Source organism: Segatella copri (genome assembly GCF_051861805.1).
GTDB lineage: Bacteria > Bacteroidota > Bacteroidia > Bacteroidales > Bacteroidaceae > Prevotella > Prevotella copri_M.
In genome coordinates this window covers 1,060,126-1,086,139 of the sequence record NZ_CP146520.1, presented here as the reverse complement: position 1 = coordinate 1,086,139, position 26,014 = coordinate 1,060,126, and the positions used below count along the sequence as shown (strand labels likewise).

General features: G+C 47.5%; 12 protein-coding genes. 10 read left to right on the top strand and 2 right to left on the bottom strand.

Annotation, left to right across the window (positions count from 1 at the left end):
• Positions 1-7: 7 nt before the first annotated feature.
• From V8Z93_RS04105 to V8Z93_RS04080, 6 genes are all read left to right on the top strand, one after another.
• Positions 8-322 carry a hypothetical protein gene (locus V8Z93_RS04105; protein WP_439432483.1) on the top strand — a complete coding sequence of 105 codons (315 nt, stop codon included), beginning with the start codon at positions 8-10 and terminating at the stop codon, positions 320-322.
• A gap of 765 nt (positions 323-1,087) precedes the next feature.
• Positions 1,088-1,849 (top strand): hypothetical protein, encoded by a 762-nt coding sequence (locus V8Z93_RS04100; RefSeq protein ID WP_439432482.1) that lies wholly within the window; start codon positions 1,088-1,090, stop codon positions 1,847-1,849.
• A gap of 85 nt (positions 1,850-1,934) precedes the next feature.
• Entirely contained in the window at positions 1,935-2,915 is a 981-nt protein-coding gene (locus V8Z93_RS04095) for a hypothetical protein (RefSeq protein ID WP_439432481.1), read from the top strand.
• A gap of 47 nt (positions 2,916-2,962) precedes the next feature.
• Positions 2,963-4,147 (top strand): hypothetical protein, encoded by a 1,185-nt coding sequence (locus tag V8Z93_RS04090; RefSeq protein WP_439432480.1) that lies wholly within the window; start codon positions 2,963-2,965, stop codon positions 4,145-4,147.
• A gap of 13 nt (positions 4,148-4,160) precedes the next feature.
• Positions 4,161-16,355, top strand: coding sequence for a hypothetical protein (locus V8Z93_RS04085; RefSeq protein WP_439432479.1), 12,195 nt, complete (start codon positions 4,161-4,163; stop codon positions 16,353-16,355).
• A 120-nt stretch (positions 16,356-16,475) separates the two neighbouring features.
• The gene (locus V8Z93_RS04080; RefSeq protein WP_254880685.1) at positions 16,476-17,231 is read left to right on the top strand and encodes a Bax inhibitor-1/YccA family protein; all 756 of its coding nucleotides are present in this window, start codon (positions 16,476-16,478) and stop codon (positions 17,229-17,231) included.
• A 267-nt stretch (positions 17,232-17,498) separates the two neighbouring features.
• Here the strand turns inward: V8Z93_RS04080 and V8Z93_RS04075 are convergent, their stop codons facing one another.
• Both V8Z93_RS04075 and V8Z93_RS04070 read right to left on the bottom strand, forming a co-directional pair.
• Positions 17,499-18,530 carry a helix-turn-helix domain-containing protein gene (locus tag V8Z93_RS04075; RefSeq protein ID WP_439432478.1) on the bottom strand — a complete coding sequence of 344 codons (1,032 nt, stop codon included), beginning with the start codon at positions 18,528-18,530 and terminating at the stop codon, positions 17,499-17,501.
• 65 nt (positions 18,531-18,595) lie between these two features.
• Positions 18,596-22,153: a GH92 family glycosyl hydrolase gene (locus V8Z93_RS04070; RefSeq protein ID WP_439432477.1), complete on the bottom strand. Its 3,558-nt coding sequence runs from the start codon at positions 22,151-22,153 to the stop codon at positions 18,596-18,598.
• Positions 22,154-22,473: 320 nt separating this feature from the next.
• On the opposite strand from V8Z93_RS04070, the gene argR reads away from it, so the two are divergent.
• The 4 genes from argR (at position 22,474) to argC (ending at position 25,945) form a co-directional block, all read left to right on the top strand.
• Positions 22,474-22,959 (top strand): arginine repressor, encoded by a 486-nt coding sequence (argR, locus tag V8Z93_RS04065; RefSeq protein ID WP_203041609.1) that lies wholly within the window; start codon positions 22,474-22,476, stop codon positions 22,957-22,959.
• A 56-nt stretch (positions 22,960-23,015) separates the two neighbouring features.
• Entirely contained in the window at positions 23,016-23,621 is a 606-nt protein-coding gene (locus tag V8Z93_RS04060; RefSeq protein ID WP_203041610.1) for a GNAT family N-acetyltransferase, read from the top strand.
• Positions 23,622-23,695: 74 nt separating this feature from the next.
• A complete protein-coding gene (locus V8Z93_RS04055; protein ID WP_439432476.1) occupies positions 23,696-24,898 on the top strand; it encodes an argininosuccinate synthase in 1,203 nt (400 codons plus the stop codon).
• Between the two features lie 45 nt (positions 24,899-24,943).
• A complete protein-coding gene (argC, locus tag V8Z93_RS04050; protein WP_439432475.1) occupies positions 24,944-25,945 on the top strand; it encodes an N-acetyl-gamma-glutamyl-phosphate reductase in 1,002 nt (333 codons plus the stop codon).
• The last annotated feature ends 69 nt before the right edge of the window (positions 25,946-26,014 follow it).

The following is a 26,014-nucleotide window of genomic DNA, read 5'->3' as shown; positions in this document are numbered from 1 at the left end:
TAAAGTTATGAAAAGATTTCAATTATTCAGCTTGGCAAGTGCAATGCTACTTGCAAGCGTAGCAGGTTTCACTTCCTGCTCATCAGATTCAGAAAATCCTCTGGACGGAGGATCAGGTGTGGCAGGACAGGTGGTAAAGACCCAGTTCGCCATAAACATTCCTTATGGCGGTAACTCTTCGACAAACCAGGCGAAGAAGGTGACTCGTATGACAGATGAAATGACTCAGCAAAGTGGCAAGCCTTTCCGTGGCATTTCAGACATCGTTTTGCTGACTTTCAACGATAATCCAGAAACAGCCGGAACAATCAATGCGGATTAGCCAATCAGCCTTGGTACAGATGGTAATGCATACAGTAAAGACGAATATCGCAGACTTTATCGTGACATTGAAATTCCTGTAGGAACTAGCCACATGATTTTCTATGGTAGAGCAACAAAGAAGAGTAATAATACAAACTTCCAGGCAGGTAAGATTACGGATAAAGGTTAGAAAAAAACTCTTGCAAACATATCTCATGAGTTAACTGCGATTAGTAGCGAGGCAAATTTTGCAACAGATGCAGATGCAAAAGCTATTATCAACGCATTAAATAACATTGCCAACGCAAAGGTTACAGATGATGATGGAACAGATTATACTTGGGCAAATATCGGTAATGTATTTACTCTCCCAACATGGCTTACTGCACATGAGAAAGAGTTTTTAAAGACACGCTATAACAAATTCACTGCACTCAAAGCGGGTTCGAAAACATCTGTCGTTGCGTTTATCAACAACCTCAAGACTGCATTAGCTGGTGAAACTACAACAGGTGAACCTATCCCTGGAGAGAAAAAATTAACTAAAGAGATTTACGAGCAATGCGAAACAGCTCTGAATGCTATCAAAGACATCGACTTCCCAGGAAAGTTCAACCTGCCTGATGGTGTTGCTACTTTAAGCTGGACTACAGAAGGATTCGCTTACAACGCTCCTGAAACCGAGCTTTTCGGTAATGGCAACTCTATCAAGTATAATAAGATTTGCTATCCTGCAGAACTGTCGTATTTTGTAAGTACCAAGACTATGGTTTCTGATAAAGATATGTCTAATCTAAGCGAATTCCCTTCATATACAGATTGGACAAAGAAAACTCAAAGTGGATGGGGTGAAAAGACAAGTTTTGCAGAAAAAGCTGTTGAAAATTCAACAAGAACTGTAGGTTTGAAAGATCCTGTTCAGTATAGCGTGGCTGTATTGAAATCAACAGTAAGATGTAAAGCAGCAACTCTTGAAGATAACGCTCAAGTAGCAGGCAAGGCTAATCAACAAATTACAGTTCCTGAAGACGGTTTCCCAGTAACAGGCATTTTGATTGGTGGTCAGCCAGCATCAGTAGACTGGAAGTATGAGCCAGCAGCTTCTGAGACGTTTGAAAATACCATCTATGATAACGTAATGAACGGCTCTTCTATGTATGCCAAGTATACATCTGAAGTTCCGACAGTAGGAAACTATACGCTTGTCTTTGATAACAAAAGTACAGATAAAAAACCTGTATTTGTAACCATCGAGTTAAAGAACGACTCAGACAAGGACTTCTACGGAAAAGATGGTATCATTCTGAAGGGAGCTAAGTTCTATCTGGTTGGTAAGTTGGACCCTGAGGCCACAACAGGAACACCCAAACCTACTGGCGTTGATCGCGTATTCATGCAGGACTATGTTACAACAGCCAACTTTAAAATCACAGATTTAAAGAGCGCATACAACTGTATTCCTGACCTCAGAACATCAGGCATCAACGTAGGCCTTGCTGTAGATCTTGACTGGAAGTCTGGTATTACATTTGATGTAGAAATTTAATCATTCTACCTTACTGAGCTTTCGCAAGTTACGAAAGTTCAGTAGGGTAGATTTCGCTGTTTATAATCCTAATAGAGGACGGAAAATGAGAAAGAAAAAATCATATAGAATATTTCTGATAGCTCTGATGACATTAAGCACTGCTTTCGGATTGTCTTCATGCATCGATGAAGACATGAGCAAGTGTGGCAAAGACTATAAGATCAAGTATAATCTGAGGCTCAACACACAGATTCATACCCTCATCGATATTGACCTCAATACCACCGAGGAGCGACACATCGCCAACCGGCTGAAACAGGAACTAGGCACAGTCTTCACCGACCATGCCCTAGACAACGATTTGTCTTTCTTTATCGGAAAAGTTCTCTACCGTCACGAAGCTAACATCATGAATGCCAATTCGGTATCCTACACCATCTATCTGCCGCGAAACGACTACCAGAACCTTTCGCTCGCCAACACCGGAAGCGCCAGGAACGTGAAGATTACCGGTGCAAATGACTGCAAGGCTCTCGCCCTGGAACAGGAGCAGAAGGATACCATCAACAGTCACAACATCGGACTGTTCACTTCCCGACTCTCCATCGACGAGAACGATTTCGAACACGATCTGCAAACCACGCTCTATATGGCAAACAGCTCAGCTGTGGTGGTCATCGACCAGAGCAAGGTGCAGCCCACAGAACTCTGGGGATTTGTAGAAGGCATGGCAACCCAATTCCAGGTGAACGACAGCACCTATTCTTCCAGCCTCAACACGATGGTCAAGGCGAAGAGAATCAACCAGGATTTCATCACCAACTCCATTCCAACCCACGATGCCCTCTACACAATCTGTTTCCCGAGCATCAAACCGGAATGGCGCTACCACGTCATCGCCAAGGTGAACGGCAAATACACCGAAACCATCTTCACCATGAACGAACCGCTGAAAGCCGGCAAGCTAAAGATTATCAAGACCCGACTGAAGGAAGACGGTTCGCTCTCTACCAGTAACACCGCCGTAGGCGTAAGCGTGAAACTCGACTGGAAGCCAGGCGGAAGCCACGACATTGACATTTAAGTGAAGAGTGAAGAACGAAGAATTCAACGGCTATAAAGATTTGATACATGAATCATATTACGAAATACATATTTGCGATACTATCGCTTATCATGCTGGCAGGATGCAGCGGAAGCGAGCAGAGCGAGGAGAGGCCAAAGGACACATTGGCACCCATCTCGATCACCCTCTCCGTGCCTAACGACAAGTCAAGCACCCGCGTCGGAGACCCGGGAGAAGACACCCACGACATGGAGGACTGGGACCGGCTCACCATCATCGTTGCCTATAAGGAAAAGGCCCAAGGCGACGAAATACACGATGCAGCCCCCCAGAAAATGGTATATTACGATACCTATACCAAGGAAGAATTCGACAGAAAAACCCTCGTCACCCATGCCACCTCAACCCTATCAGGACCTGAAGCCAACGGCTTTCGCACCTATACGATGTATCTGCCGTTAGGCACCTGTTGCGTTTATGGGGTTACCTACAGTAACGGAGAAGGACTGAATCTGGAGGGAATGCTAGACGGCATCGCAAAAGACGGAAAAGACCATAACTCAGACATTTATGATTTACAGATTAGCAACGACTATGCCAAACCAAGCGGCGGCACTACGAACATAGCCAAGTTTATCAGCGTAGCCACAGGCTATGCACTCAAGCTGGACAAGAACCAGCCATTGACAACAGACAGAGAAGTAATAGTAGAAAAAAACATCAATGCCGATATCAACACCAAACAATACTGGCGCATGGTACTGGGCAGACTGGCTGCCAAGATTGACATCCAATGGGATGCCAAGGGAGCCTATGAGAAAGACAAGGATGGAAATCTGAAATATACCAACGTGAAAGTAAGCCAGTTTACTTATCACGGAGAACAGGTAAATCAAGAATCAACCATTTCCGGCTCCGGGAATGGTAGACTCTTCCCTACCCTTTACCACCAAGAAGTATCTTCCAGGACTTCGGTAAGCGGCCACACAACCTTTGTGAACACCTCGGAAATCAGCAAGCGTAACGGAAGAGTATATCATTATACCTTCCCAGACGGAGCCATTCCTCCTCGCCTCACCTTCAAGCTTGACACAGAGAAAGAAGGAACGACAGGGAAATACAACGTAACATTTGACATGAGCAATCTGAAAGATGGCTTTATCCCAGCTCGCTGGTACAAGATCAATGTAAAAATATCGGGTACTCAGCTCACAAAGGAAAATATCACGATCAACAATTTCAACATATAAAACTCTTTTCAGCATGAGAATACAACATACGACATACAGGAAAATCATAGCAGTCCTCATCCTCCTGAGCTGTGTCAGCTCCCTGTTCGCACAGGGCAGCAAGACCTATCATGTAACAGCTGAGGCAACTGACGGTGGTGACGGCTCATCATGGACTCAAGCTATCACCCTGGAAAATGCGCTGAGCCGAGCCAAGGCTGGCGATGAAATCTGGGTGAAAGGCTACGAGGATATTACCGGCCACATCTACAAGGCACCGAAGGGAGGCTTCGTCCTCCCTTCGGGCGTTGCCATGTATGGAGGTTTTGCAGGAAATGAAACCATCAAGAACGATCTCCCTACGGGCAGACATAAATATCAGATGAAGTATCAGACGGCTCTGGTGGGCGATATCAACACCAACGACAAGGCGAGCCAGCAGCTGATTATCTATCCAGAGAACACCACCCGCACCGACAATGCCACCCATGTGCTGACCCTCCAGATGGGCGTAACACAGGACAACACCAACGACGGCAACAAGCCAACCATTGTTTCCGGTTTCCTCATCGCAGCAGGTAATGCCAGAGGAGAGAACACCTCTGCAAATGGCAGAGGCGGCGGCATCTACGTGGTGAACAACAGCAACGACGGCAATGCCCAGAGTCGCTTCTTCCGTATTTCGCAATGTAACTTTGCGAACAACTACGGCATGCGCGGCGGTGCCATCTATGTGGATATTTCCTGTACCAACCAGCAGTCAGCCATCAGCTACTGCAGCTTTTTTAATAATGTGGCAGGCAAGCGAGGCACCAGCGAAAACGAAGGTGGCGGTATGTGGATAGACGGAACAGCCACCGTCTACAACTGCAACATCAACAACAACACAAACGGCGGCATCCGACTTTCGGGCACATCGAAAATCGTCAACTGTTCTGTAATTGCCAACACCGTATCAGCCGCAGATCTGACCACAGACGGGGCTTCAAACAGCAATGGCGGCGGAGCGGTTTACAATACCGTGCTCTGGCATTCCACTACACTCAGCAAGCAAGACACCCGTCCTGCCTTCTATTCCTGTGCTTTTCCTGAAGTAGAAGTTACCAATCCCGATACCAACACCGACGCCAACGGGAACGTAAGGATCAGCAACGAGAACCACGGCATTGAGCCTGCCCCTTGGTTCAAGCAGAGTGCCGTAACCCAGGGTTACGACTTCTCGTTCAGCAGTAACCTGAAGCAATTATACAGCACCGCCTTCACTTTCGAGGAAACCTCTGCCCTTCTGAACAAGGGAAAACTGGAATACTACAAAAATCTTGTAGTTGATGCAAACCTGGAAACAGCTTCTACCGACATCATGGGCAGGACACGCTATCAAACAAGCACCATCGACATCGGCGCCTACGAGTATGCCCGAATGAAGGCAGGACGCATCAGATACGTGAAGCCCCAGAAAGAGGGAAAGGGCGACGGATCAACATGGACTGATGCCACGGACGATATCCAGTGGGCCATCAACGATTTGGCAGAAAAGGCACCAGGCGAGAAAGGCGAAGTCTGGGTAGCAGCCGGAACCTATGTAGTAAAAGACCGCATCCTTAACGATCCATCTGCCCCAGTATCCCTACTGATGAAGAATGGCATCAGCGTTTATGGTGCATTTAAGGGAACCGAAAAAAGACGTTCCGAGCGCATCGAGGAATCCAAGGGTTTAAAGCCATGGGGCTGGGAACAAAAATCCATCATCAGGGGTGCGGAATTCAAGGGAAGCGACGATGCCAACTGGAATAATAATGACGAAGCCTGGAACATACAGAACAGCGGTTCCTACCATGTGGTATGGTTTGCTCCCCTGCCTGAAGGAAATGCCTTTACCGACGAAGTATATCTGGAAGGTTTCACTATTGAGGGAGGTAAATTTAACGAAACGAACGCAGCCCAATACGCCCCAGACTGTGGCGCGGGCGTTTATATCAATGACCCATCAGCCCGAATGCGCTACTGCACCGTGAGATTCTGCAACCCTGGCATGAAGAGAACCGAGAATACCCAGCCACGTGGTGGCGGCATCTACTGCAAGAACGGACAGACGGAAGGTAACCTGGTATATAACTGCTCGGCTTATCAGGGCGGAGGCATCTATATAGACGAAGCCGGCTTCATCACCCGAAGCATGGTAACCAACTGTTCTGCCTATCAGGGATCGGGCGTTTATCTGAAAGGCAGCACCACAGACCCAGAGAAAGCCTATTATCAGATTCTTGCCACCTCTGTAATCAGCAACAATACCAGTACCCGAAATGGGGCTGTGTATCTGGACGGTCATGGACTGGTAATCAACAATACCATCGTCAACAACTACACCAACAACACCTCGGATGCTGCCGACGAGAGGTCATCCTATACGGGTGGTGTGTATATTGCCCAGAAGGGTCTGCTTGCCAATAACGTCATCTGGAACAACTCGCTGCTCCAGCACACATCAAGCACCAGTAACTCAGCATCGATGGCACAGATTTATGCAGCCAATCCATCAGAAAAGACCGTACAGTTCTACAACAACGCCATCTCAGATGTAAATGCAGCCAAATGGACCAGCACCTATCAGAGCGGAACCATCTCCATCAACACGTATTACTCGGGCAAGGGATTCGTGATGGGCAATGAAGCACCTTACAACACGGTGGAAGCCTTCAACGAGAAACGTGGCGTTCTTACAGACATGAAGACGGTGAACTATTACTGGGAAACATTGAAAGGTACCCGACTGCGCAACGTGGGCATCAGCTATGCCCTCCTGCCATCTTCCTACCTGTATCAGCCAAAAATAGACCTGAGTGGAAAGGCTATCAGTTCGGTTCCGTCAGCAGGAGCCTATATAGCTGACAACCAAGACCTTGTATTTGAAAAGAATGAGAACAGAAAACGCCTGCGCATCTACTTTGACCGTTCTCGAGAACTGGTGGACGGAACAGGACAATCGTGGGAAAAGAGCTATACCTCATCATCTGTAGATGAAATTCTCGGTTATCTTGCCGACATCAAGGATGAAGACAAGGTAAAGGTGGTTACTGCGGGCAATACTACACCAGAGGATTTCACTATTGAGAAGAACAGCGGATGGGAGTTTGAAATCTGCGGTCGTGAGGGTATCTTCGAACCGAAGATTGCCTACACGTTCGAGGAAACAGACGCCAGGTCATGCACCTTTAACATTCAACCTTGCGTACTTCCTGTAACCGTATATGGCGGTTATCCGGATTATTCAGAGAATCCGAATCCGAAAGATGAAGACCGCGACCCTATCAAATACCGCACCGAACTGAACGGAAACCTGAACGGTTCAGAACTCAACGAGGGCCTCTACCATCTGGTCCGCATCGAAGCGGGTGCCAACATCACCATCGACGGCTATGCCTTTACCCATGCATACGCTGCCGGTACTGCCTACATGCCTTATGGTGGCGGCGTGCTGATAGGCAGCATGGACCAGAGCAGCCAAGCAACCACCGTGAAGCTGAAGAATTGTATCTTTGAGAACAACACGGCGGCAGATGGCGGTGCTATCGCTACCATGCCGGATGCAGTGAACGTAACATTGGAGCTGGAGAACTGCATCATCAACAACAATACAAGCAAGGATCCGCATAATCCAAGTCCTTCGGCGCTGCCTTCCATCATCTATCTGAACAAAAGCCAAGGCAGCAAAAACTCTCTCACACTCAACCACGTGAGCATCATCAACAATGAGGGAGTAGCACCAGATTACGACCTTGTGAAGAGAACCTCGTATGCTGTAGGAAACAAACTGAACATCAACGGCACATGGGATGGTTCGGAATGCAAGAACAGCATGGATATCAACACTCTGGGAAAAGACGGAGCCCCGAACTTCAGCAACCCAACCAATGAAGTGGGTGCCAAGATGAGCGGCAACGTTTATTACGGAGGCTATTCATCCTTCCGCCCGCTGACTAGTTCTGCAGAGGCTGGCGCCATCATCAACAGCGTCCAAGAAAACAATGCAACCACAACAGCCAAGGACATCACCGGCGAAGACCGCAACCTAGGTGGTGTTCCTGACCTGGGTGCATACGAAGCTCTCCTGCCAAAAGCAGGAAAGATTATCTACGTGCGTTCGTACAACCAGAACTATGAAAGCAGCAGCGATGCCAACAAAGACGACAAAGACGGCAACCCAGACTTTAATCTTCTGAATGAATCTGGAACCGAATATGATGGAAGCAGCTGGGACAAGGCTATCATCGGCAACGCCATGTGTGACAATACAAAGAATAGAACAGGCAATGATTTCTATGTAAAGCAGAGTGACAATACGCTGCTTAGCACCACTATTGACAATACAGATTATAGTCAGACTAACGGCAAGTATCGTTCAGAAACTGACTCTTATGGTAATTTCTGGACTAACTCAGGAAATCAGGAGAAGCAGTATCTCTCTGGCTGGGGATCATATAATAAAATCACCAACAACAGAGACGAACGATACATCAGCGGTCTACAATATGCTGTGGAAAAAGCAGCTGAGTTGAATAAAATAAAAAAAGACAGCGTTGTGGTGTGGGTAGGTGCAGGTATCTATACCGACTACAAAGGATTCGTTATCAGAGACAACGTGAAGGTTTATGGTGGTTTCCCATACGAAGGCTATCCTGGAGAAGACGACCGCCATCCGCTGCTGTCACAATACGTACCAGCACGTAAGGAATACGAAAAACTGGTCAAGACCAAGTATGAAACCATTCTACAGATCAGAAAGGAATCGCCTGTATACTTCAAAAACGGAGATAAGGAAATGTGGTATCAGGAGAAAAATCCTACTGATGGCTCTAATTATGACTTTACAAAAACGTTGATAAACAGCGGGAAAACAGAGCGCCATTATGTACTGTATCAGCCAGACGTATGCCTTCCTACCTGGTCGCCATCGGGTGATGGAAACGCCACACGTACCGACGGTAATGCCGTACGCTATAAAGAACCTTTAAAAGACGATAAAAACTACGTGAATTACGAGCATGCCAAATGGGATGGCTTCTCTGTACGTCATGGTTATATCATCAACTATCCTGGTGCCAATCGTGACGGAGGTGCAGGTGTGCGTGTATTCCGAGGTGTAGAACTGGAAAATCTTATCATCGTCAACAACCTCAACCATGGCAGTCGCGTACGTGGTGGCGGTTTGTATATGGACGGCGAGAACAGTAAGATTTCGAATAGTTACCTGCTGAGAAACCTGAGTTATGCCAACAGCAGTGAAAGTTATGGAGGCGGAGCCTATATGATTCAAGGTACCGGCTACAACCTTGTGGTGGCAAACAACCGCTGCTATAACGGAACCTGTCGTGGTGGAGGTATCTTCCTGGAGAGTGCCAAGTTCTACAACAATACCATCGCCTACAATATGGCGACAAACGGAACCGGCATCTATCACTGGCAGGATGCCAAAACCGGAGTAGAATCGCAGCTTTCACTCTACAACTGTATCATCTATGATAATTATAACAACGGCAAGCAGATTACAGATCAGGTAAACTCAGCTGCATCGGGCAAGATGAATCCATCTCACAACTGCTACATGAACAGTAGTGATAGCAATAGTAAATTCCTTACCAGCGATGGCAATTTCACGGGCACGGATCTGATATTCCCATTTGAGGACCAGACCTACGAGAGTGGACATGATAATGACAATAACAAATTCCGCTTCCGCAATGCCCGACTGGAGAACAACTTCCGTCTGTACGAGGCGGGTGGTTTGACGGGTAACAAATGTCTGAATGGTGGAACCACAAATGTAGGAAATGGAATCATCCTGCCTGAAACCGACATGGACTATACCAACCGAATCAAGGACTGCGCCATTGACATCGGTGCCTACGAGGCTGATAATACTACCAATATCGCACCACAGGAAAAGACAAACAGCGCAGGTATTGTAGATTACATTTATTATGTAACCCAAAACGGATGGGGAAACAGAAGTGGAGACAGTCCGGAAAACGCAGCCTGTGCAGACAAGTTGCAGGACGTGCTGACTGCTGCCGGAAAGAAATTTGAAACAGAGAACCGGGGCATCACTGATAACAGTCAAATGCATCAGGTATATGTAAAAGTAGCAGGCTATCAGGCTGATGAAACCGGAAAGCGCTTTACTTATCATGCCAATACGCTGGCAGACCCTAGCGATCCGCAGAGCTATACCTTCCTGATACCTAACGGAGTACGCCTGATGGGTGGTTACTATGAGGGTGATCAGGAAGGAGGGAAGCCGAAATATGGAACCGCCAATTGGGATAATGACAAACGCGACTGTATCAGCTCATACCAGACGGTATTAAGCGCGAAGACCGAAGTAAAAGAAGGTTCTGCCGTTAACCAGGAGGTGAACGGCTACCATACCGTGTGCTTCGGCAAATGGCCTACGGGCGACTATGATGACTACAACACCACTGCCTTGACAGAGAATACCATCATAGATGGCTGTCGCCTGATAGACGGTAACGCAAGCGACAAGTCGGGCTTCAAGAGTATGGGTGGTGCAGCCATTGTGCCAAGAAAGGCACATGTACGAAACTGTGAGATTTCCGACTGTCAGGCTACCCAAGGCGGTGCTCTCATGTTGCTGAAAGGTAGCATTGTAAGCGGTAGCGTCATCGTAAGAAACAAGGCACAGAAAGGTGGCGCCATCTATGCACTCCGTTCCAACGACAAGAACGAAGACGCCAAGAAATACCATGCCTACGTCATCTCATGCACCATCGCTAAAAACGAGGCAACCATTGGCGGCGGAATCTACCAGGAGGAAAATTCCCTGATTGGCGGTAACTCCGTGATATGGGGAAATACGGCACAGACCGACAACAACATCAGCGGTGATGTGAACTATCAGTCTCACGACTTTCTGCAGGGAATCGGAAAATATTCGGAAGAATTATTCTATCCATACAACTATTGTTTCGTAGAGAAGATGGCGTTACCAGCCAACAGAATGAACACGGAAATGACCAGCGACCTGGACAGTTATTTCAACGACAACAAAATCTTCAAGCCTCGTGCCTATTCACCATTGATTAGCAACGGAGTTGAGAAAGAATACGTCAATGCATGGGAGAATTATGGCATCAGCAGCTACGACATTACCGGTAAGGAAAGAACCAGGACCAAGCAACAGACAGCCGGCGCATACACATCTGATCTGCCTGCGTTTGACGATACCAAGCTTCTGAAGCGCCTGTTCGTTTCTCAGACAGGTGGTGAGATTGTAACAGAAGAAGAGAAGGCAAAGTATTATGGCCGCTCCTTCCTGACTCCTTTCAACAGTCTCGAAGCAGCCCTCGATTACATCAATGAGGCACGAGAAAAGAATGTGGCGAATGATAATACCCACTTCGAGATTCTGATGACAGGTGGAACCTACAAGCCGAGCAAGATGCGACAGAATAAAGACCTTTCGCCAGAGCAAAACACGATAGACCGCCGCTTGCAGAGCTTCACCATCCCTGTGAACGTAGATATCTTCGGCAGTTTCACTGTAAACGATCTGTACTCATCAACGCCTGAAGCTACTACAGGTGAGGATACTTATGAAAAGCTTACAAGCCTGGGAGATAAGACATTGGTAGCAGATGGAGATATTGAGGCCATCCTGAAGAATCGCAATGAGAATCACATGACCGACAAAAACAAGAACGGTCTGATTGAGCCATGGGAGTTCCAGAATCCTACGATTCTTTCCGGTGACATCAAGGCATCGGAAAAGGAACGTAATGTATATCATGTAGTCTACAGTAATGCGGAATCCACAGGTACTTCGGCAACATTGAACAATGATGTCGTATTAGACGGTATTACCATCATGAATGGCGAAACCATGACACAGTTGAAGACAGAAGAAGGAGGAACTGACGAAGTTGCCGAGATTGGTCGTGGAGGCGGTATCTACACCAACCGTGTGAACTATACATTGAACCGTTGCCGACTAATGAAGAACTCCGGTCTGCATGGCGGAGCTATCTATGTAAACAATGCAAGTCTAGACATCATCGGCAGTACAATCAGCGGCAATAGAGACGTATCGGAAAAAGCAAGTCAAGATGTAATTACCGAACCAGGTAAGGGTGGAGCCATCTATCTCTATCTCACGAATTCAGAGAATGGAAACCTGCATATCATCAACTCGCTCTTAGCCAACAACGATGTAACTTGTGGCAGATATACGGGCACACAAAGCTCGCAAGGCGGAGCTATATTCATCCGTAGAGCTGATGATGCTGACAGCATGGAGGAGGGCTATCAGGATGCCTACATCGTAAACAGCCTCATCGTGAACAACAAGGCAATGCAAGACGGAGCCATCCATGTGGACAACGAGGTGCCAAGCGGTACGATTACACCTATATTATATAATACCGCCATTTGGGGGAATGAATCAACTGTAACAGAGGGTGACAAAGTTCTCCTCAAAAGAGAGCACATGCGCAACTGCGCCTGGGATGAATTACCAGCTTCTTCTGCAAAGGATGGTAACATCAAGCTGAACAAGGCGAACATTGCATCGGACGGTCCACGCTTCACAGCGCCTACAACGACAAAGGGTTACGAAGGTTATACACAGGATGCCAAGTGGAATCCACAGGCTATCTCTGTGCTTACGGATGCTGGAGATGGAAAGAAAAAAGCAGACGATGCAAACAAGGAAAACGAGGAAGGTAAGTATTTTGATTGGTGGAATAAGCACGAGAAGCGCCTGAAAGCTTATGGTTATCGATCTGAGTATATCCGTTCTGCCAACAGCAGCAAGGAATACAACAGATACGTTGGTCCGAAAGACGAGAATGGTAATGTAGCCGAAAAGCCTATCGACATCGGTATGTATGAATTCCAGTACGTATTCAAGTTTACAGACTTCGAAAATGTTTATATCGGAATGGAAGAGAAAGGAAATGGCGATGGTAGCAGTTGGGATAATCAAAGCACCGACCTTCGTGGTGCCATCATTGCCATGGCCAACCCATCAGGTAGCACCACACCAGGTTCTACAACCAACAGCAAGAGAAAGGTGTTTGTACGTGGAGGCACTTATTATTCGCCAACCTACTCTAGCGGTGATGCCTTCTCTCTCATTGTGAATAATGATGCCGTGAAGGCTGGCTGGTTAGAGTCGATTGAACTTGTGGGTGGTTGTACGGGCTCGAAGAATACTGACGGAACAGAGGTACAAGACTTCAGCAAGCCTTCGGTACTCATTGAGAACCCAGCCAAGGCGGGCGAAACCAAAAACTTGCTCAATATCGTAACGAATGGTAAGCCGGTGACTATTTCCGGTTTCACATTCCAGAACCTGAGTGGTGTGGGAGTAAATGCGAAGATCAATTTGTCTACCAATAATGAAGGAAGTCTTTTAAAGATACACAATAGTGCCTTTAGAAAGAACAAGGGAACCGGTATGGCAGTTGACAATAATGCTGCGACAAAAGATAACGAATCCGGTATAAAGATGTGGAACGTATTGTTTGCTGACGGAGAAGGAAATGGTCTTGAAATCAAGAATTCCCAATCAGCAGACATAACAAATGCTACGTTTGTCAACAATACAGGCACTGCGGTTAGTGGAACAGACAACGTGTATAATTCTGTCGCCTGGAAGAATGGTACTCAAGACCTGAAAACAGGCAACAAAAATGTCGTGATTGCTAATTCTATCAAGAATGGAGATGTGCTAAACGGTCCAAACTTTGTAGATCCAACGAACGGCGACTATAGAATACGACCTAGCCTCATGTTGCTTGATCAAGGAAATAATGAGAAATATCCGCTAAATGCTGATATAAACACAGAAAAGGACTTGGGCAATACTGCCCGTCTGATTGGCGACAACATCGATATCGGTGCATACGAATGCGACACGAAGATGATTCAGGTTATCTATGTAAAAGAAGGTTCAGCTATAGCTGGAACAGGTGAAAGCTGGGATAACCCAACCAACGACCTGCAAGGCGCCATCAACCTGGCTAAGCTTTATGCCAACAAGAATGCAGGTAAATATGGCTACGTCTTCGTAGATAGGAATCTGAAGGCTGATAACGTGAACATCAGCATGCCAGGCGTCAAGATGTTTGGTTCGATGCGCGAAGAAAAAAGTTCTAAAACAGAACCAGAAGCTATCGTGAAGGATCTCCTTACTCAGAGAAAAGGAATCATCGAGTCTTCCAGTCAATCTACCATCAATGGGCTGACACTCAACAGCGGAACTACTGATACCAGAATGTGTCTTGTTGATGGTTTCAAGGTTTCGGACGACGTCAGCCTCCAAGGCAACAGCATGCTCTCTACCTCTATCCTCGATGCAAATGCAAAGGTATCTGGCGATGCAAGTAGTTTGCTCTACAACAGTCTGGCATTAGGAAGCGTGGAGAATGTGAACTCTGTCAATGTAACTGCTTCTGGCGCATTACCATCATTGACAGGTAGTGCTGTCAACAGATCATCTGTAACCACCTATAATAAATATGTGAAAGATGATTATTGGAAGTACCAGCTTGACGAGACAGACAATGCCAACATCAACGCTAACACAGACGCAAGCAAAACCCAAGAATGCATCGACAAGGTGATGCACAACCATGACCTTGCCGGCAATCTGCGCATCAGAGACAAGGTTGACTACGGATGTTTCGAGACTTGGTATCTGACAAACGATGCTACAGCAAACCAGGACGATTATCCTCATGGTAAATCTGTGGTCTATGTCATGACAGAAGACAAGGAACTGAAACTCGACAACACATTCTATACAGAGATGAATCCGTTCACCCCAGGCTTCCTGCTCTTGAAGCACCACGCCGGTTTAAGAGGCAACAACAGTTATGTAAACCTCACCAACTTTGCCGTGGAAAGAAACTTAAAGGCTGGAACCAACTTCTTCTCCATGCCTTTCAAGGCTACCAATATGGAGGTTGAGGGCACAAATAATCCTGCTGATGGTAGTGTAATCGCCTACTACTATAATGCTGCAACCCGTGCCAAGTACGACTATAAGTTTGACAAAACCAATAGTAAAGCATGGGTAAAGGGCGTGGATAACCAGCGAAACTTCACCGCAGGTTTCAGAATGGAAGCAAATGCCGACAAAATGGATGCAACCGGCAAGAAGACCGTCCGTTTCTATGGAATCAGTTACACAGAGAAGGGTAGTCAGTTAGGGCAGATTACCCTTGTGCAGAACAATAACCAGCAGCCATGGTCAGACAGTAATGGTGGCGGTTTGAAGTTCACCCACAAGGAGAACATGGGCTGGAACCTCTTCGGTTCACCTTATCTCTGCGCCATGAACTACAGCGATATGGAATATGGCAGAGTCATCTATCAATATGACAACGGCAGTTACAAGCCTATTAATACGGATGGTGTAACAACCGGCTACATTCCGTCAATGGATGCCGTATTTACGCAGACTGCTACTCTGGAGAATTCAGAAAACGTAATCGTGGAGCATTCACCAAAAAGGGCAGCAACAGCCTATCAAACAACCCGAGCCCTCGATATCGCCATCACGCAGAACAACAGAATAAGCAGAGCCAGCAACGGCACTCCTGTAGATGACCAGCTCCAACTGAACGCAGTTCCTGCACAGGAGGCGAAATCAGACTTCGACCTGGGAAGCGACGGTGTGAAATGGATGACCAGCCAGAATGCTCAGATCTATGCTACCCGCAACGGCGGACGCTACTCGCTCCTCTCTGCCATCAGCATAGATGCAGAACAGAGCATCGGCATCAGTCTACCAGAAACGGGTGAATACACCATCAGCATCCCTGAAGAATGCGATGCCAGCGAATACGAAACCGTATGGCTGAAGGACAAGGAAACCGGAAAGGCTATCGACCTGAAGGAAGGCGATTACCGATTCCATGCAAGCCAGGCAGGCGAGCAGAACCATCGCTTCACCATCAGTTTCAACCGTATGGCAACTGACATGAAGTCAGACATCAGCATCCAGGGTATCGGATTCAGAACCATCGTCCTCAAGGGACTCCAGCCAAACGACCTCATCAGCGTGTATGCTGCCGATGGCGTTCTCGCCCTTCAGAAGAAGGCAAAGGCTGAGAAGGAACAGGTTCGCACAGCCATCCGGGGCAACGTAATCGTAGAAGTGACACGAGGCGGCAAACAGATGGCAGTGAGAAAGATTGCCCTGAAATAAAAGATAGAAAGCCGTAAAAGAACGGAATAAATGTTAATAAAGCGCAGAGATAATCGCTAGTTTCAATAATTGGCATTATCTTTGCGCTTTGTATTTGCACAACAATTAGAAAATAAAACTATGACAGAAAAGGAAATGTACAATCTGATTAATAATCAGAATGAACAGCAAAGCAACGGCTTTGCTATCAATGAGAAGGAGCGTGGATTGAGCGGCGTGTTCTCCGCACTGATGCGCAAGGTTTATACATGGATGACCCTGGCTCTCGTTATTACGGGTGTTACTGCATACGGCGTGGCTGCCAGCCCAACCCTGATGATGACGCTGATGACTAGCCGAGGCTTGCTCTTCGGACTGGTAATCGCTGAACTCGCCCTGGTATTCATTATCACAGGTGCCCTGAACCGCCTGTCGCTAAGTACGGCTACCCTGCTCTTCATCGTCTACTCGGTATTGAACGGAGCGATGCTCTCTTCCATCTTCGTGGTTTACACGATGACCAGCATTGCCAAGGTGTTCTTCATCACAGCCGGAACCTTCGGTGCCATGGCTGTATATGGTTACACCACCAAGAAGGACCTGACCTCGATGGGCAAGATTCTCTTCATGGCTTTGATTGGTTTGATTATCGCCACCGTAGTAAACATGTTCCTGAAGAGTTCTGGATTTGACTACATCCTGAGCTACGTGGGTGTTGCCATCTTCACCGGTCTCACAGCATGGGATAGCCAGAAGATTAAGCACATGCTCCAGACACAGTACGACATGAGCGAAGGTGCTCAGAAGTTGGCACTCATCGGAGCCTTGACATTGTACCTCGACTTCATCAACCTGTTCCTCTATCTGCTTCGCATCTTCGGAAGCAACAAGGAATAAGATTTCAACAGAAATAAAAAAGCAGAGGTTGGCTTGCCCTCCACGGGTTAGCCAACCTCTTTATGTGTTCTATCAAAAGCAAATGATAAGTAAACCTAATCTAGAAAATTCTGATGCAAAGATAAGCTTTTTCTCCGAAAGTGATGCTTCATTTGGTAAAAAAAAGACGCCATTTGAACAAAAAGTATCTTTTTTATTGCCTGTTACCAAAACTCATTTCGTAAAAAACATGCATTCATTTCGTAAATTCAGTTGGTTTACAATCATTTACAGAGCATTTCTAAATTCATTAGGCGAACAGCCATAAGCAGAAGAAAAGACTCTTCTAAAGGTGGAAAGGGAATTAAATCCCGACTTCTCTGAAATCTCCAGAATGGAAGATTCTGAGTTTCGAAGCAGATTTTCCGCATAACGGAGGCGGTAATTGTTCACAAAATCATAGAACGTGCTGCCATTCTCCTGGTTGAAATACCTGCTGAGATAAGTGCGGTTGGTGCCCACCATGTGTGCCACATCCGAGAGCTTGAGTCGCGGATTGAGATAGATTTTCTCCACTTCAAAGAGACGCTGCACCTCGGTGGCGAGACCTTGCTTTTCCTCTTCACTCTCTTGCGGAGCAGCTTCTGCATGCGCTGCCTCCACATCCTTCAGTTCATCAATCACCGACTCATGTCGATACCCAAAGTAACAGATGAACATCCAGATAGCCAGGGAGCAGACCATATAAAGATTGTCGAAGCCTCCGTCGATGACAAAGCAGCTCAAGGTCCAGATAATCAGGATGAGGAAGAAACTGCCCAGGATGGCAAGGAGCCAGGAAAGGTTGATGTTCTCCTGATAGGAGAAACGCTCCTTGAGCTGGCGATGATACCTGCGGATGAGGAAGAAGAGTACAACGAAGGTGGTGACGCCATAAACGGCACCCCATACCGAGAGAATATAAAAATAGATGTTGGCACCCGAGATGAGAAACAAGAGCGGAAGCAGCACAAAAGGCAACTCCAGCACCACCGCCTTGGTCCAGGTGGTCCATCCCGGTTTCACCAGTTCCATCAGCACAAAGCTATAGAACGGAATGATAAACATATCGACAGCGGAGGTGAAATACCATCCCTCCGTACTGCCGAAACCCTTGTAGTAGAAGAGCACGAGGTCTTTCAGGCACTGTGCGTCCGCTATCAACATCAAAAGCATGATGAGGCGGAAGAGCCGTTCACTGCCCTTACGCCAAAACATCCATGCCATCATGGAAAAGAACATCATGCTCATTCCATAAATAAAACTCGTTACAGCATCCATATACTTATCTGTTAATTGATCTAGTTGCCAGGCTTACGCCTACAGTATTAATTTCTATGATTCTATTATTCCAATTCAAAAAGCAGTTGTCCTCCACTCACTATCTGCTGGTGAGAGAGGCGGTAACCAGTTAGTGGTTTTCCGTTAAGAGAGGTAGACTGGATGAGGTAGCTGCCTGCATCCTTTCTTCGGGCTGACAAGATGAACTTCTTTCCGTTTTCCAGATTCAGCGTCACCTTGTCGAAACCTGGCGTACCTATATAATAATAAGGTGTGCCAGGACAAACCGGGTAGAAACCCAGGGAGGAGAATACATACCATGCCGACATCTGACCCGCATCATCATTGCCCGACAAACCGCCCGGCGTATCATTATACTCCGTCTGCAGGATGTGGTGCACCCATTGCTGGGTCTTCTCCGGAGCTCCGGCAGCATCATAAAGATAGGCTATCTGATGGCATGGTTCGTTGCCATGCCAGTACCATCCCTTGTCGAACATCCTGTCCAGACGGTAGATGACCTTGTCTTCTGCCTTCTTCTCCTTCTTATCCATCGGTTTGCTATGGCGGATTACCTCAAACAATCCTTCCGGATTCTGAGGCACATACCAGGTATAATGACAGGCAGCGCCCTCGGTGATGAAGCTCTGGCGATGAACCAGGTCTTTATTGTTCAGCCATTTTCCATTCTCATATCTGCCATCCGCCCAACCCGAGACGGGGTTGATGACATTGCGCCAATTCTCTGAACGGCGCATCAGTTCGTTGTAATCTTCCTGATATTTCTGTCGCTGCGAAGCATCCCTGCAGGAATCCATCAACGCCTTCGCCATCTGCGCCACGGCAAAATCATCGTAGGCATACTCCAGGGTGCGTGAAGTCTGCTCGTTGGTATGACAAGCTTCCTCCACCATATCCTCCAAAGGAATGTAGCCATTATTGATATACGACTGGATGGCACGGCGTCCCTTTCCTTCCTGATACTCCTTATATATATAAGGTGTAGAGAAAGCATTCATGCGCATTCCCTCGTAAGCCTTCCGCGCATCGAAGTTGCGGATTCCCTTGACGTAGGCATCGGCAAGGGCGGCACTGGCATGGTCGCCTATCATCGCAGCCGTATAACTGTTCCAGCATGGGAAAGCTGGAAGCCAGCCACGGTTCTGATACATTCTGACCAGCGACTGCATCATCTCGCCCGAACGCTTCGGGGTGATAAGCGTATAGAGCGGCAATTCGGCACGATAGATGTCCCACATAGAGAAATCATCATATCTGATTTCATCACCCACATCACTCACTTCGTGAGGGAGGAAGGAACAGCGATACAGGGCACCATAAAACTGGTTGACCTTTGCCTGATCGCGATGCTCCACATCAATGGTATGCAGACGTTCGCACCACAAATCGGCAGCAAACTGCATCATGCTATAGAAATCCAAGCCGCCATAGTTGTAGTTCTCGGCATTGAGATTTGCCAGGGCTTTCTCGCGGGAGGTGAAGGAAGTGCCCGACATCCACTCCATCGCCTTGCCCGCCTTTCCACGGAAAGTGAGCCAGGCGCCGATGCGTGGCTTATCCTGCATCTTCAAGCCCTTGCTAATTCTGTTGTCACCTTCGAACACTCCGTAATCCACCAGATCTCTGGCATCGTAAGCCAGCACGAAGTGACCGCTGAAACCAGCCGACTCGCCCCATCCCTGGTAAATGCGATGCACCGGATTATAGCCATACACCACATGATTGAGGGTATCGATCTCGATGTAGCCCTGCCCTTCATCACTATTCGGATTGATGACCAGATGCACCAGCTGGTCCTTTTCGGGAGTGACACGGAGGATGGAGGTATGGCTCAATGCCGTCATCTCAGCCTTGAGATGCTCCTTCTTCAGATTCACCGCATAGTAATGAGGATGCGAAACCTCATCGGCATGACTGAAAGGAGTGGCACGCTGCTCGGGCTGGAGCCTCAACTCGTCGCCCAAGGCGGCAACGGTGAAGGAACCGTAATCCTGCATGCAGCCACCCACTATCCAATGGCTGCAGCGGAAACCCTGCAAAAGGGAGTCCTTATAATAATAAGGTGCGATGCACTTCTGTTCGGTATCCTGGGTCTGCGGAGTCCAGAAGTTCTGACCATTCGGAACGAGTACGGCAGGCAGGGTCTGTCCATGCTCCTCACTGCCCTTGCCAAACAGGCCGGCACTCAGGGTGTTGGACTGTGCCGTGCCCACCATCGTATTGATGGCATTCAGCTGGCGGATGTGCTCCAGGTCGTGGATGCGTTCGTACATCTGCTTCTTCCACTGGTTCCAGGGATAGTAGCACGTGCCATACTCCACCTGCGAAAGAATATTGAGCTTGATGTCCTTCTCATTGAGCATGAACTTCACCAAGACGGAATCCTGGGCATTCTTATAGAAAATCATCTGCAGATTCGCTGCCATCGGAACCACCCTATCCATCCTGTCCACATCATCGCCCAATACCACCTGTTCCTCATCATCCTTGGCACTTGGAGGAAGGTGGGCGGTATTGAAGAGGAGAGAAAGCAGGCGATAGAGCGCCGTATCATGACCGAAGCGAAGGGTTGCCGACGACTGGCGAGCACGCAGGGCGGCATCAGCCTCAGCCTCGATGTTCTGCCAGAGCGGAATGGCACAGCGTGCAGGAATCGACTCGTTGGTAGGTTCGTTACCATTGACGATGGTCATGCGACGGTTGTTTGCCTCATAGATGGCTTGGAACTCCTCGTCCGTGAAGAGAGCATTCAAGGCTTCTTCAATATCGATAGGATAAACCGGGAAATTCAAGCCCACATCCTGGATGGATGAAGTGATGGCATGCATCTCGACCATCAGTTTCATAGGATCATCTATCTTCGAGATGTCTTTGAAGAGTTGACGGAGAAATCTGTCGGGAGAAATCAGAGGTTCCACCTTGGTTCTGCTTGCCAGCGCCTTGATTTCGGGAGAAACGTGGGCTATCCATGCCATATCAGCAGAATCGGTCTTCACATCCAGGTTCAACTGGGGCTGGAGAATCTGTAATTCCGAAGTAAAGGCTTGCATACTCCTGGCACAACGGTCGGAGATGCTGGAACGTGCCTTCACCTGATTGCCGGCAGCAAAGATTTGCGGAAAGTGGGCAAACATGCGTCGGGCGATGCCCTGATGCTGAAGTGCACCGAGACGGGTGAGCTTTCCACCATTCCCCCTGGCATTCTCCCACATCCTTGCCAGCATTCCCTTCACCTGTAATCCGAGCGGAGTAAGATTACTCTCATCCTCGAAATGCCTGCATATCCATACATAACGGTCGTCATGCGCCATCCATCGGGAACCATGGCGACCGTAATGACTGATATAAAAAGGAGTAAATCCGGCAGGAATAAGACCCGACGAAGGAATCAGGGAATCCTTGAAAGCATGCTTCTGGGAATCTGGCAAAGCGCCTTTCAAGGAATCAAGCACACAACAAGAGTCTGTCCCGAAAGTTCCAGTCTGCGCTGACGGACCTCCGGGATAGGCGTAATAGATACCCCCCATCTGATGGCGGGTCTGTGCTTGCATGGAAAGGACGCAACCTAACCATATATATATTAATGTGACTATTCTGTTCATTGCAGTTTACTTACTCATTGCATCAATGAGGATTACTTTGCAAATATAAGCAAAAAAATCAATATCTGCAATTTTTCTACAAAGAAAATACACTTTGAAGACAAAGTTTCTACACTTTTCTTTCATTATCCGGAAGAATGAGGAAGAAGAAGAAGACAGAGTGCAAACACGCCACATGCATAAATATACTGCATAAAACATGCATAAAAACAAACTTTTAAAACATTTTATCGCTTAAAATGCATTTTCCCTAATATTTATTTGGCTGTTTCGCATATTTTATGTAATTTTGCAACCGCAAACGAATAAAAATACAACGTATGAAAGTAAAGAATAGCAGATTGGAAACATTGAAGATGCTCATCTCTAGTCAAGAGTTGAGTTCGCAGGATCAACTCTTGCAAGCGCTCGCCCAGGAAGGATTTGAGATTACGCAAGCCACATTGAGCCGCGACCTCAAGCTACTGAAGGTAGCCAAGGCAGCTTCATCCAGCGGCAAATACACATACGTACTTCCGAACGATGCACTCTACAAGCGGGTTTCCAACCATATCCCGATCAGCAACATGGCAATGGGAACAGGATTCCTCTCCATCAACTTCTCGGGCAACATGGTGGTTATCAGAACCCGACCGGGATATGCCAGCAGCATTGCCTACAACATTGACAACAGCGACATCACCCAGATTCTGGGAACCATCGCAGGAGATGACACCATCTTCCTCGTCAAGAAAAAGGGAATTACAGAAGAAGAGATCATCAATGCACTTTCGGTGGTTATTCCTGAACTCAGTCTGCACGACTGATTCAACCCATAAATTAAGAAATAGAAACAAGAACATTATTAAATATTTAAGAGAAAATGGAAGAAGTTAAAGTAATGGTGGCTGACGAAAGTCACATCAAGTACATCGACACCATTCTGACTACAATCGCAGAAGCAGCAAAGAAACGTGGTTCAGGTATCGCCAAGCGTTCACCTGAGTATGTCGCCACCAAGATGCGCGAAGCCAAGGCTGTTATCGCACTCCAGGGCGATAAGTTCGCAGGTTTCAGCTACATCGAAACATGGGGCAACAAGCACTATGTCACCACATCAGGTTTGATCGTTCACCCAGACTTCCGTGGTATGGGACTGGCTAAACGCATCAAGAACCTGACCTTTACGCTCGCCCGACAGCGATGGCCTCATGCCAAGATTTTCTCTTTGACATCCGGTTCGGCTGTTATGAAGATGAACACCCAGCTGGGTTATCTTCCTGTTACCTTCGCCGACCTGACCGACGACGAGTCATTCTGGCGTGGTTGCGAGGGTTGCATCAACGTGGATGTTCTCCATCGCACCAACCGCAAATACTGCATCTGCACCGCCATGCTCTTCGACCCAGAGGAGCATCTGCCTATCAAGCTTCCTCAGGAAGTGATTGAGAGAATCCGCAAGATTGACGGTCCTTCTGCAGAAATCTAAATCCTTATATATAATAAGGTGTTGGCAAGAATGCCATCTAAATATTATTCACCACATATTAAACATCAAATAAAATGGCAAATAAGAAAGTTGTAGTCGCTTTCAGCGGCGGTCTCGATACATCATACACAGTAATGAAGTTGACCCAGGATGGCTGGGATGTTTATGCAGCATGCGCTAACACGGGTGGTTTCTCTGCCGAGCAGTTGAAGACCAACGAGGAGAACGCATATAAGTTGGGTGCCAAAGCATACGTCACTCTCGATGTTACCCACGAGTATTACGAGAAATCTTTGAAATACATGATTTTCGGTAATGTGCTCCGCAACAACTGCTACCCTATCTCAGTTTCTTCAGAGCGTATCTTCCAGGCTATCGCCATCGCACGTTACGCCAAGGAGATTGGTGCAGATGCTATCGCTCACGGAAGTACAGGTGCCGGCAACGACCAGATCCGTTTCGATATGACCTTCCTGGTAATGGCTCCTGGAGTAGAGATCATCACCCTGACCCGTGACAAGGCGCTTTCTCGTAAGGAGGAGGTTGACTACCTGAACGAACACGGTTTCTATGCAGACTTCACCAAGTTGAAGTATTCTTATAATGTAGGTATCTGGGGAACCAGTATCTGCGGTGGTGAGATTCTCGACCCAACCCAGGGTCTTCCTGAGGAGGCTTATCTGAAGCACGTTACTGCCAAGGAAGAAGAGGCTGAACTGAAGATTACCTTCGAGAAGGGTGAGATTGTGGCTGTCAACGGCGAGAAGTTTGATGATAAGGTGGCTGCCATCCAGAAGATTGAGGAGATTGGTGCATCTTACGCCATCGGTCGCGACTGCAACGTGGGTGACACCATCATCGGTATCAAGGGTCGTGTAGCTTTCGAGGCTGCAGCTCCTAAGCTCATCATCGAGGCTCACCGTCTGTTGGAGAAGAGCACATTGAGCAAGTGGCAGCAGTATTGGAAGGACCAGGTAGGCAACTGGTACGGAATGTTCCTCCACGAGAGCCAGTACCTGGAGCCAGTGATGCCGGATATCGAGGCTATGCTGACTTCTTCTCAGCGCAACGTAAACGGTACAGCCATCTTGAAGCTCCGTCCATACAGTTTCCAGACTGTAGGTATCGATTCACCAGACGATTTGACCAAGTCTAAGCTCGGTGAGTATGGCGAGATGCAGCATGGTTGGACAGCAGAGGATGCGAAGGGCTTCATCAAGGTTTCTTCAACACCTTTGCGTGTTTACTATGGTATGCACCCAGACGAACAGCGTTAATTCACATTAGCAAGACACTTCAAACAGACACTCTTCACTTAAATTATGGTAAAAGTAGGTATTTTAGGAGCAGCTGGTTATACAGGAGGTGAGTTGATTCGCCTCCTTATCAACCATCCTGAGGCAGAGATTGTATTCGCCAATAGCGAGAGTAACGCCGGCAACCTGGTGGCTGAGGTTCACGAGGGATTGTATGGCGAGACCGACTTGAAGTTTACCGCCGAGATGCCTTTCGACCAGGTGGATGTCATCTTCTTCTGCTTCGGTCACGGCAAGAGCGAGGCGTTCCTGAAGGAGCACAATGTTCCGGAGAACGTGAAGATTATCGACCTGGCACAGGACTTCCGTCTTGCCCCAGAGACAGTGGTTGCTACCCAGCAGCCAACCCCAGCCGCTCACGATTTTGTATATGGTCTTCCAGAAATAAATGAATCAAAAATAGCCGTAGCTCAGCACGTGGCAAACCCAGGTTGTTTTGCAACCTGCATTCAACTTGGTTTGTTGCCTGCTGCTAAGATGGGCCTCATCAACAGCGATGTTTCTGTTAACGCCATTACTGGTAGCACCGGTGCTGGTCAGAAGCCAGGTGCCACTACCCATTTCTCATGGCGCAACAACAACATGAGCATCTACAAGGCATTCAACCATCAGCACGTGCCAGAGATTCGTCAGAGTCTGAAGCAGACACAGGGTTATCTTGATGCAGTCATCGACTTCATCCCTTACCGTGGCGACTTCGCCCGCGGTATCTTCGCTACAGAAGTAGTGAAGACCGACAAGCCTATCGAGGAAATCGTGGCAGGTTACAAGGAGTTCTACAAGGATGCCAAGTTCACTCACTATGTGGATAAGGCTATCGACCTGAAGCAGGTGGTGAATACCAACAAGTGCCTGGTTCATGTAGATAAGTATGGCGATAAACTCCTCATCACTTCCTGCATCGACAATCTCTTGAAGGGTGCCGTGGGTCAGGCTGTTCAGAACATGAACATCATGTTTGGTCTCGACCAGACAGCAGGTTTGAAACTCAAGCCATCAGCATTTTAGATAAAAGAATTCGGAAGAACGGATGAATATTCATTCGTTCTTCTATCATAAAAAATAGTTTATCACAAG

Bases quoted from the DNA above. Each gene is read 5' to 3' on its own strand.
- argC (WP_439432475.1), top strand. From the start codon at position 24,944: ATGGTAAAAGTAGGTATTTTAGGAGCAGCTGGTTATACAGGAGGTGAG.
- V8Z93_RS04105 (WP_439432483.1), top strand. From the start codon at position 8: ATGAAAAGATTTCAATTATTCAGCTTGGCAAGTGCAATGCTACTTGCA.
- V8Z93_RS04095 (WP_439432481.1), top strand. From the start codon at position 1,935: ATGAGAAAGAAAAAATCATATAGAATATTTCTGATAGCTCTGATGACA.
- V8Z93_RS04070 (WP_439432477.1), bottom strand. From the start codon at position 22,153: ATGAACAGAATAGTCACATTAATATATATATGGTTAGGTTGCGTCCTT.
- argR (WP_203041609.1), top strand. From the start codon at position 22,474: ATGAAAGTAAAGAATAGCAGATTGGAAACATTGAAGATGCTCATCTCT.
- V8Z93_RS04090 (WP_439432480.1), top strand. From the start codon at position 2,963: ATGAATCATATTACGAAATACATATTTGCGATACTATCGCTTATCATG.
- V8Z93_RS04080 (WP_254880685.1), top strand. From the start codon at position 16,476: ATGACAGAAAAGGAAATGTACAATCTGATTAATAATCAGAATGAACAG.
- V8Z93_RS04075 (WP_439432478.1), bottom strand. From the start codon at position 18,530: ATGGATGCTGTAACGAGTTTTATTTATGGAATGAGCATGATGTTCTTT.
- V8Z93_RS04085 (WP_439432479.1), top strand. From the start codon at position 4,161: ATGAGAATACAACATACGACATACAGGAAAATCATAGCAGTCCTCATC.
- V8Z93_RS04100 (WP_439432482.1), top strand. From the start codon at position 1,088: ATGTCTAATCTAAGCGAATTCCCTTCATATACAGATTGGACAAAGAAA.
- V8Z93_RS04055 (WP_439432476.1), top strand. From the start codon at position 23,696: ATGGCAAATAAGAAAGTTGTAGTCGCTTTCAGCGGCGGTCTCGATACA.
- V8Z93_RS04060 (WP_203041610.1), top strand. From the start codon at position 23,016: ATGGAAGAAGTTAAAGTAATGGTGGCTGACGAAAGTCACATCAAGTAC.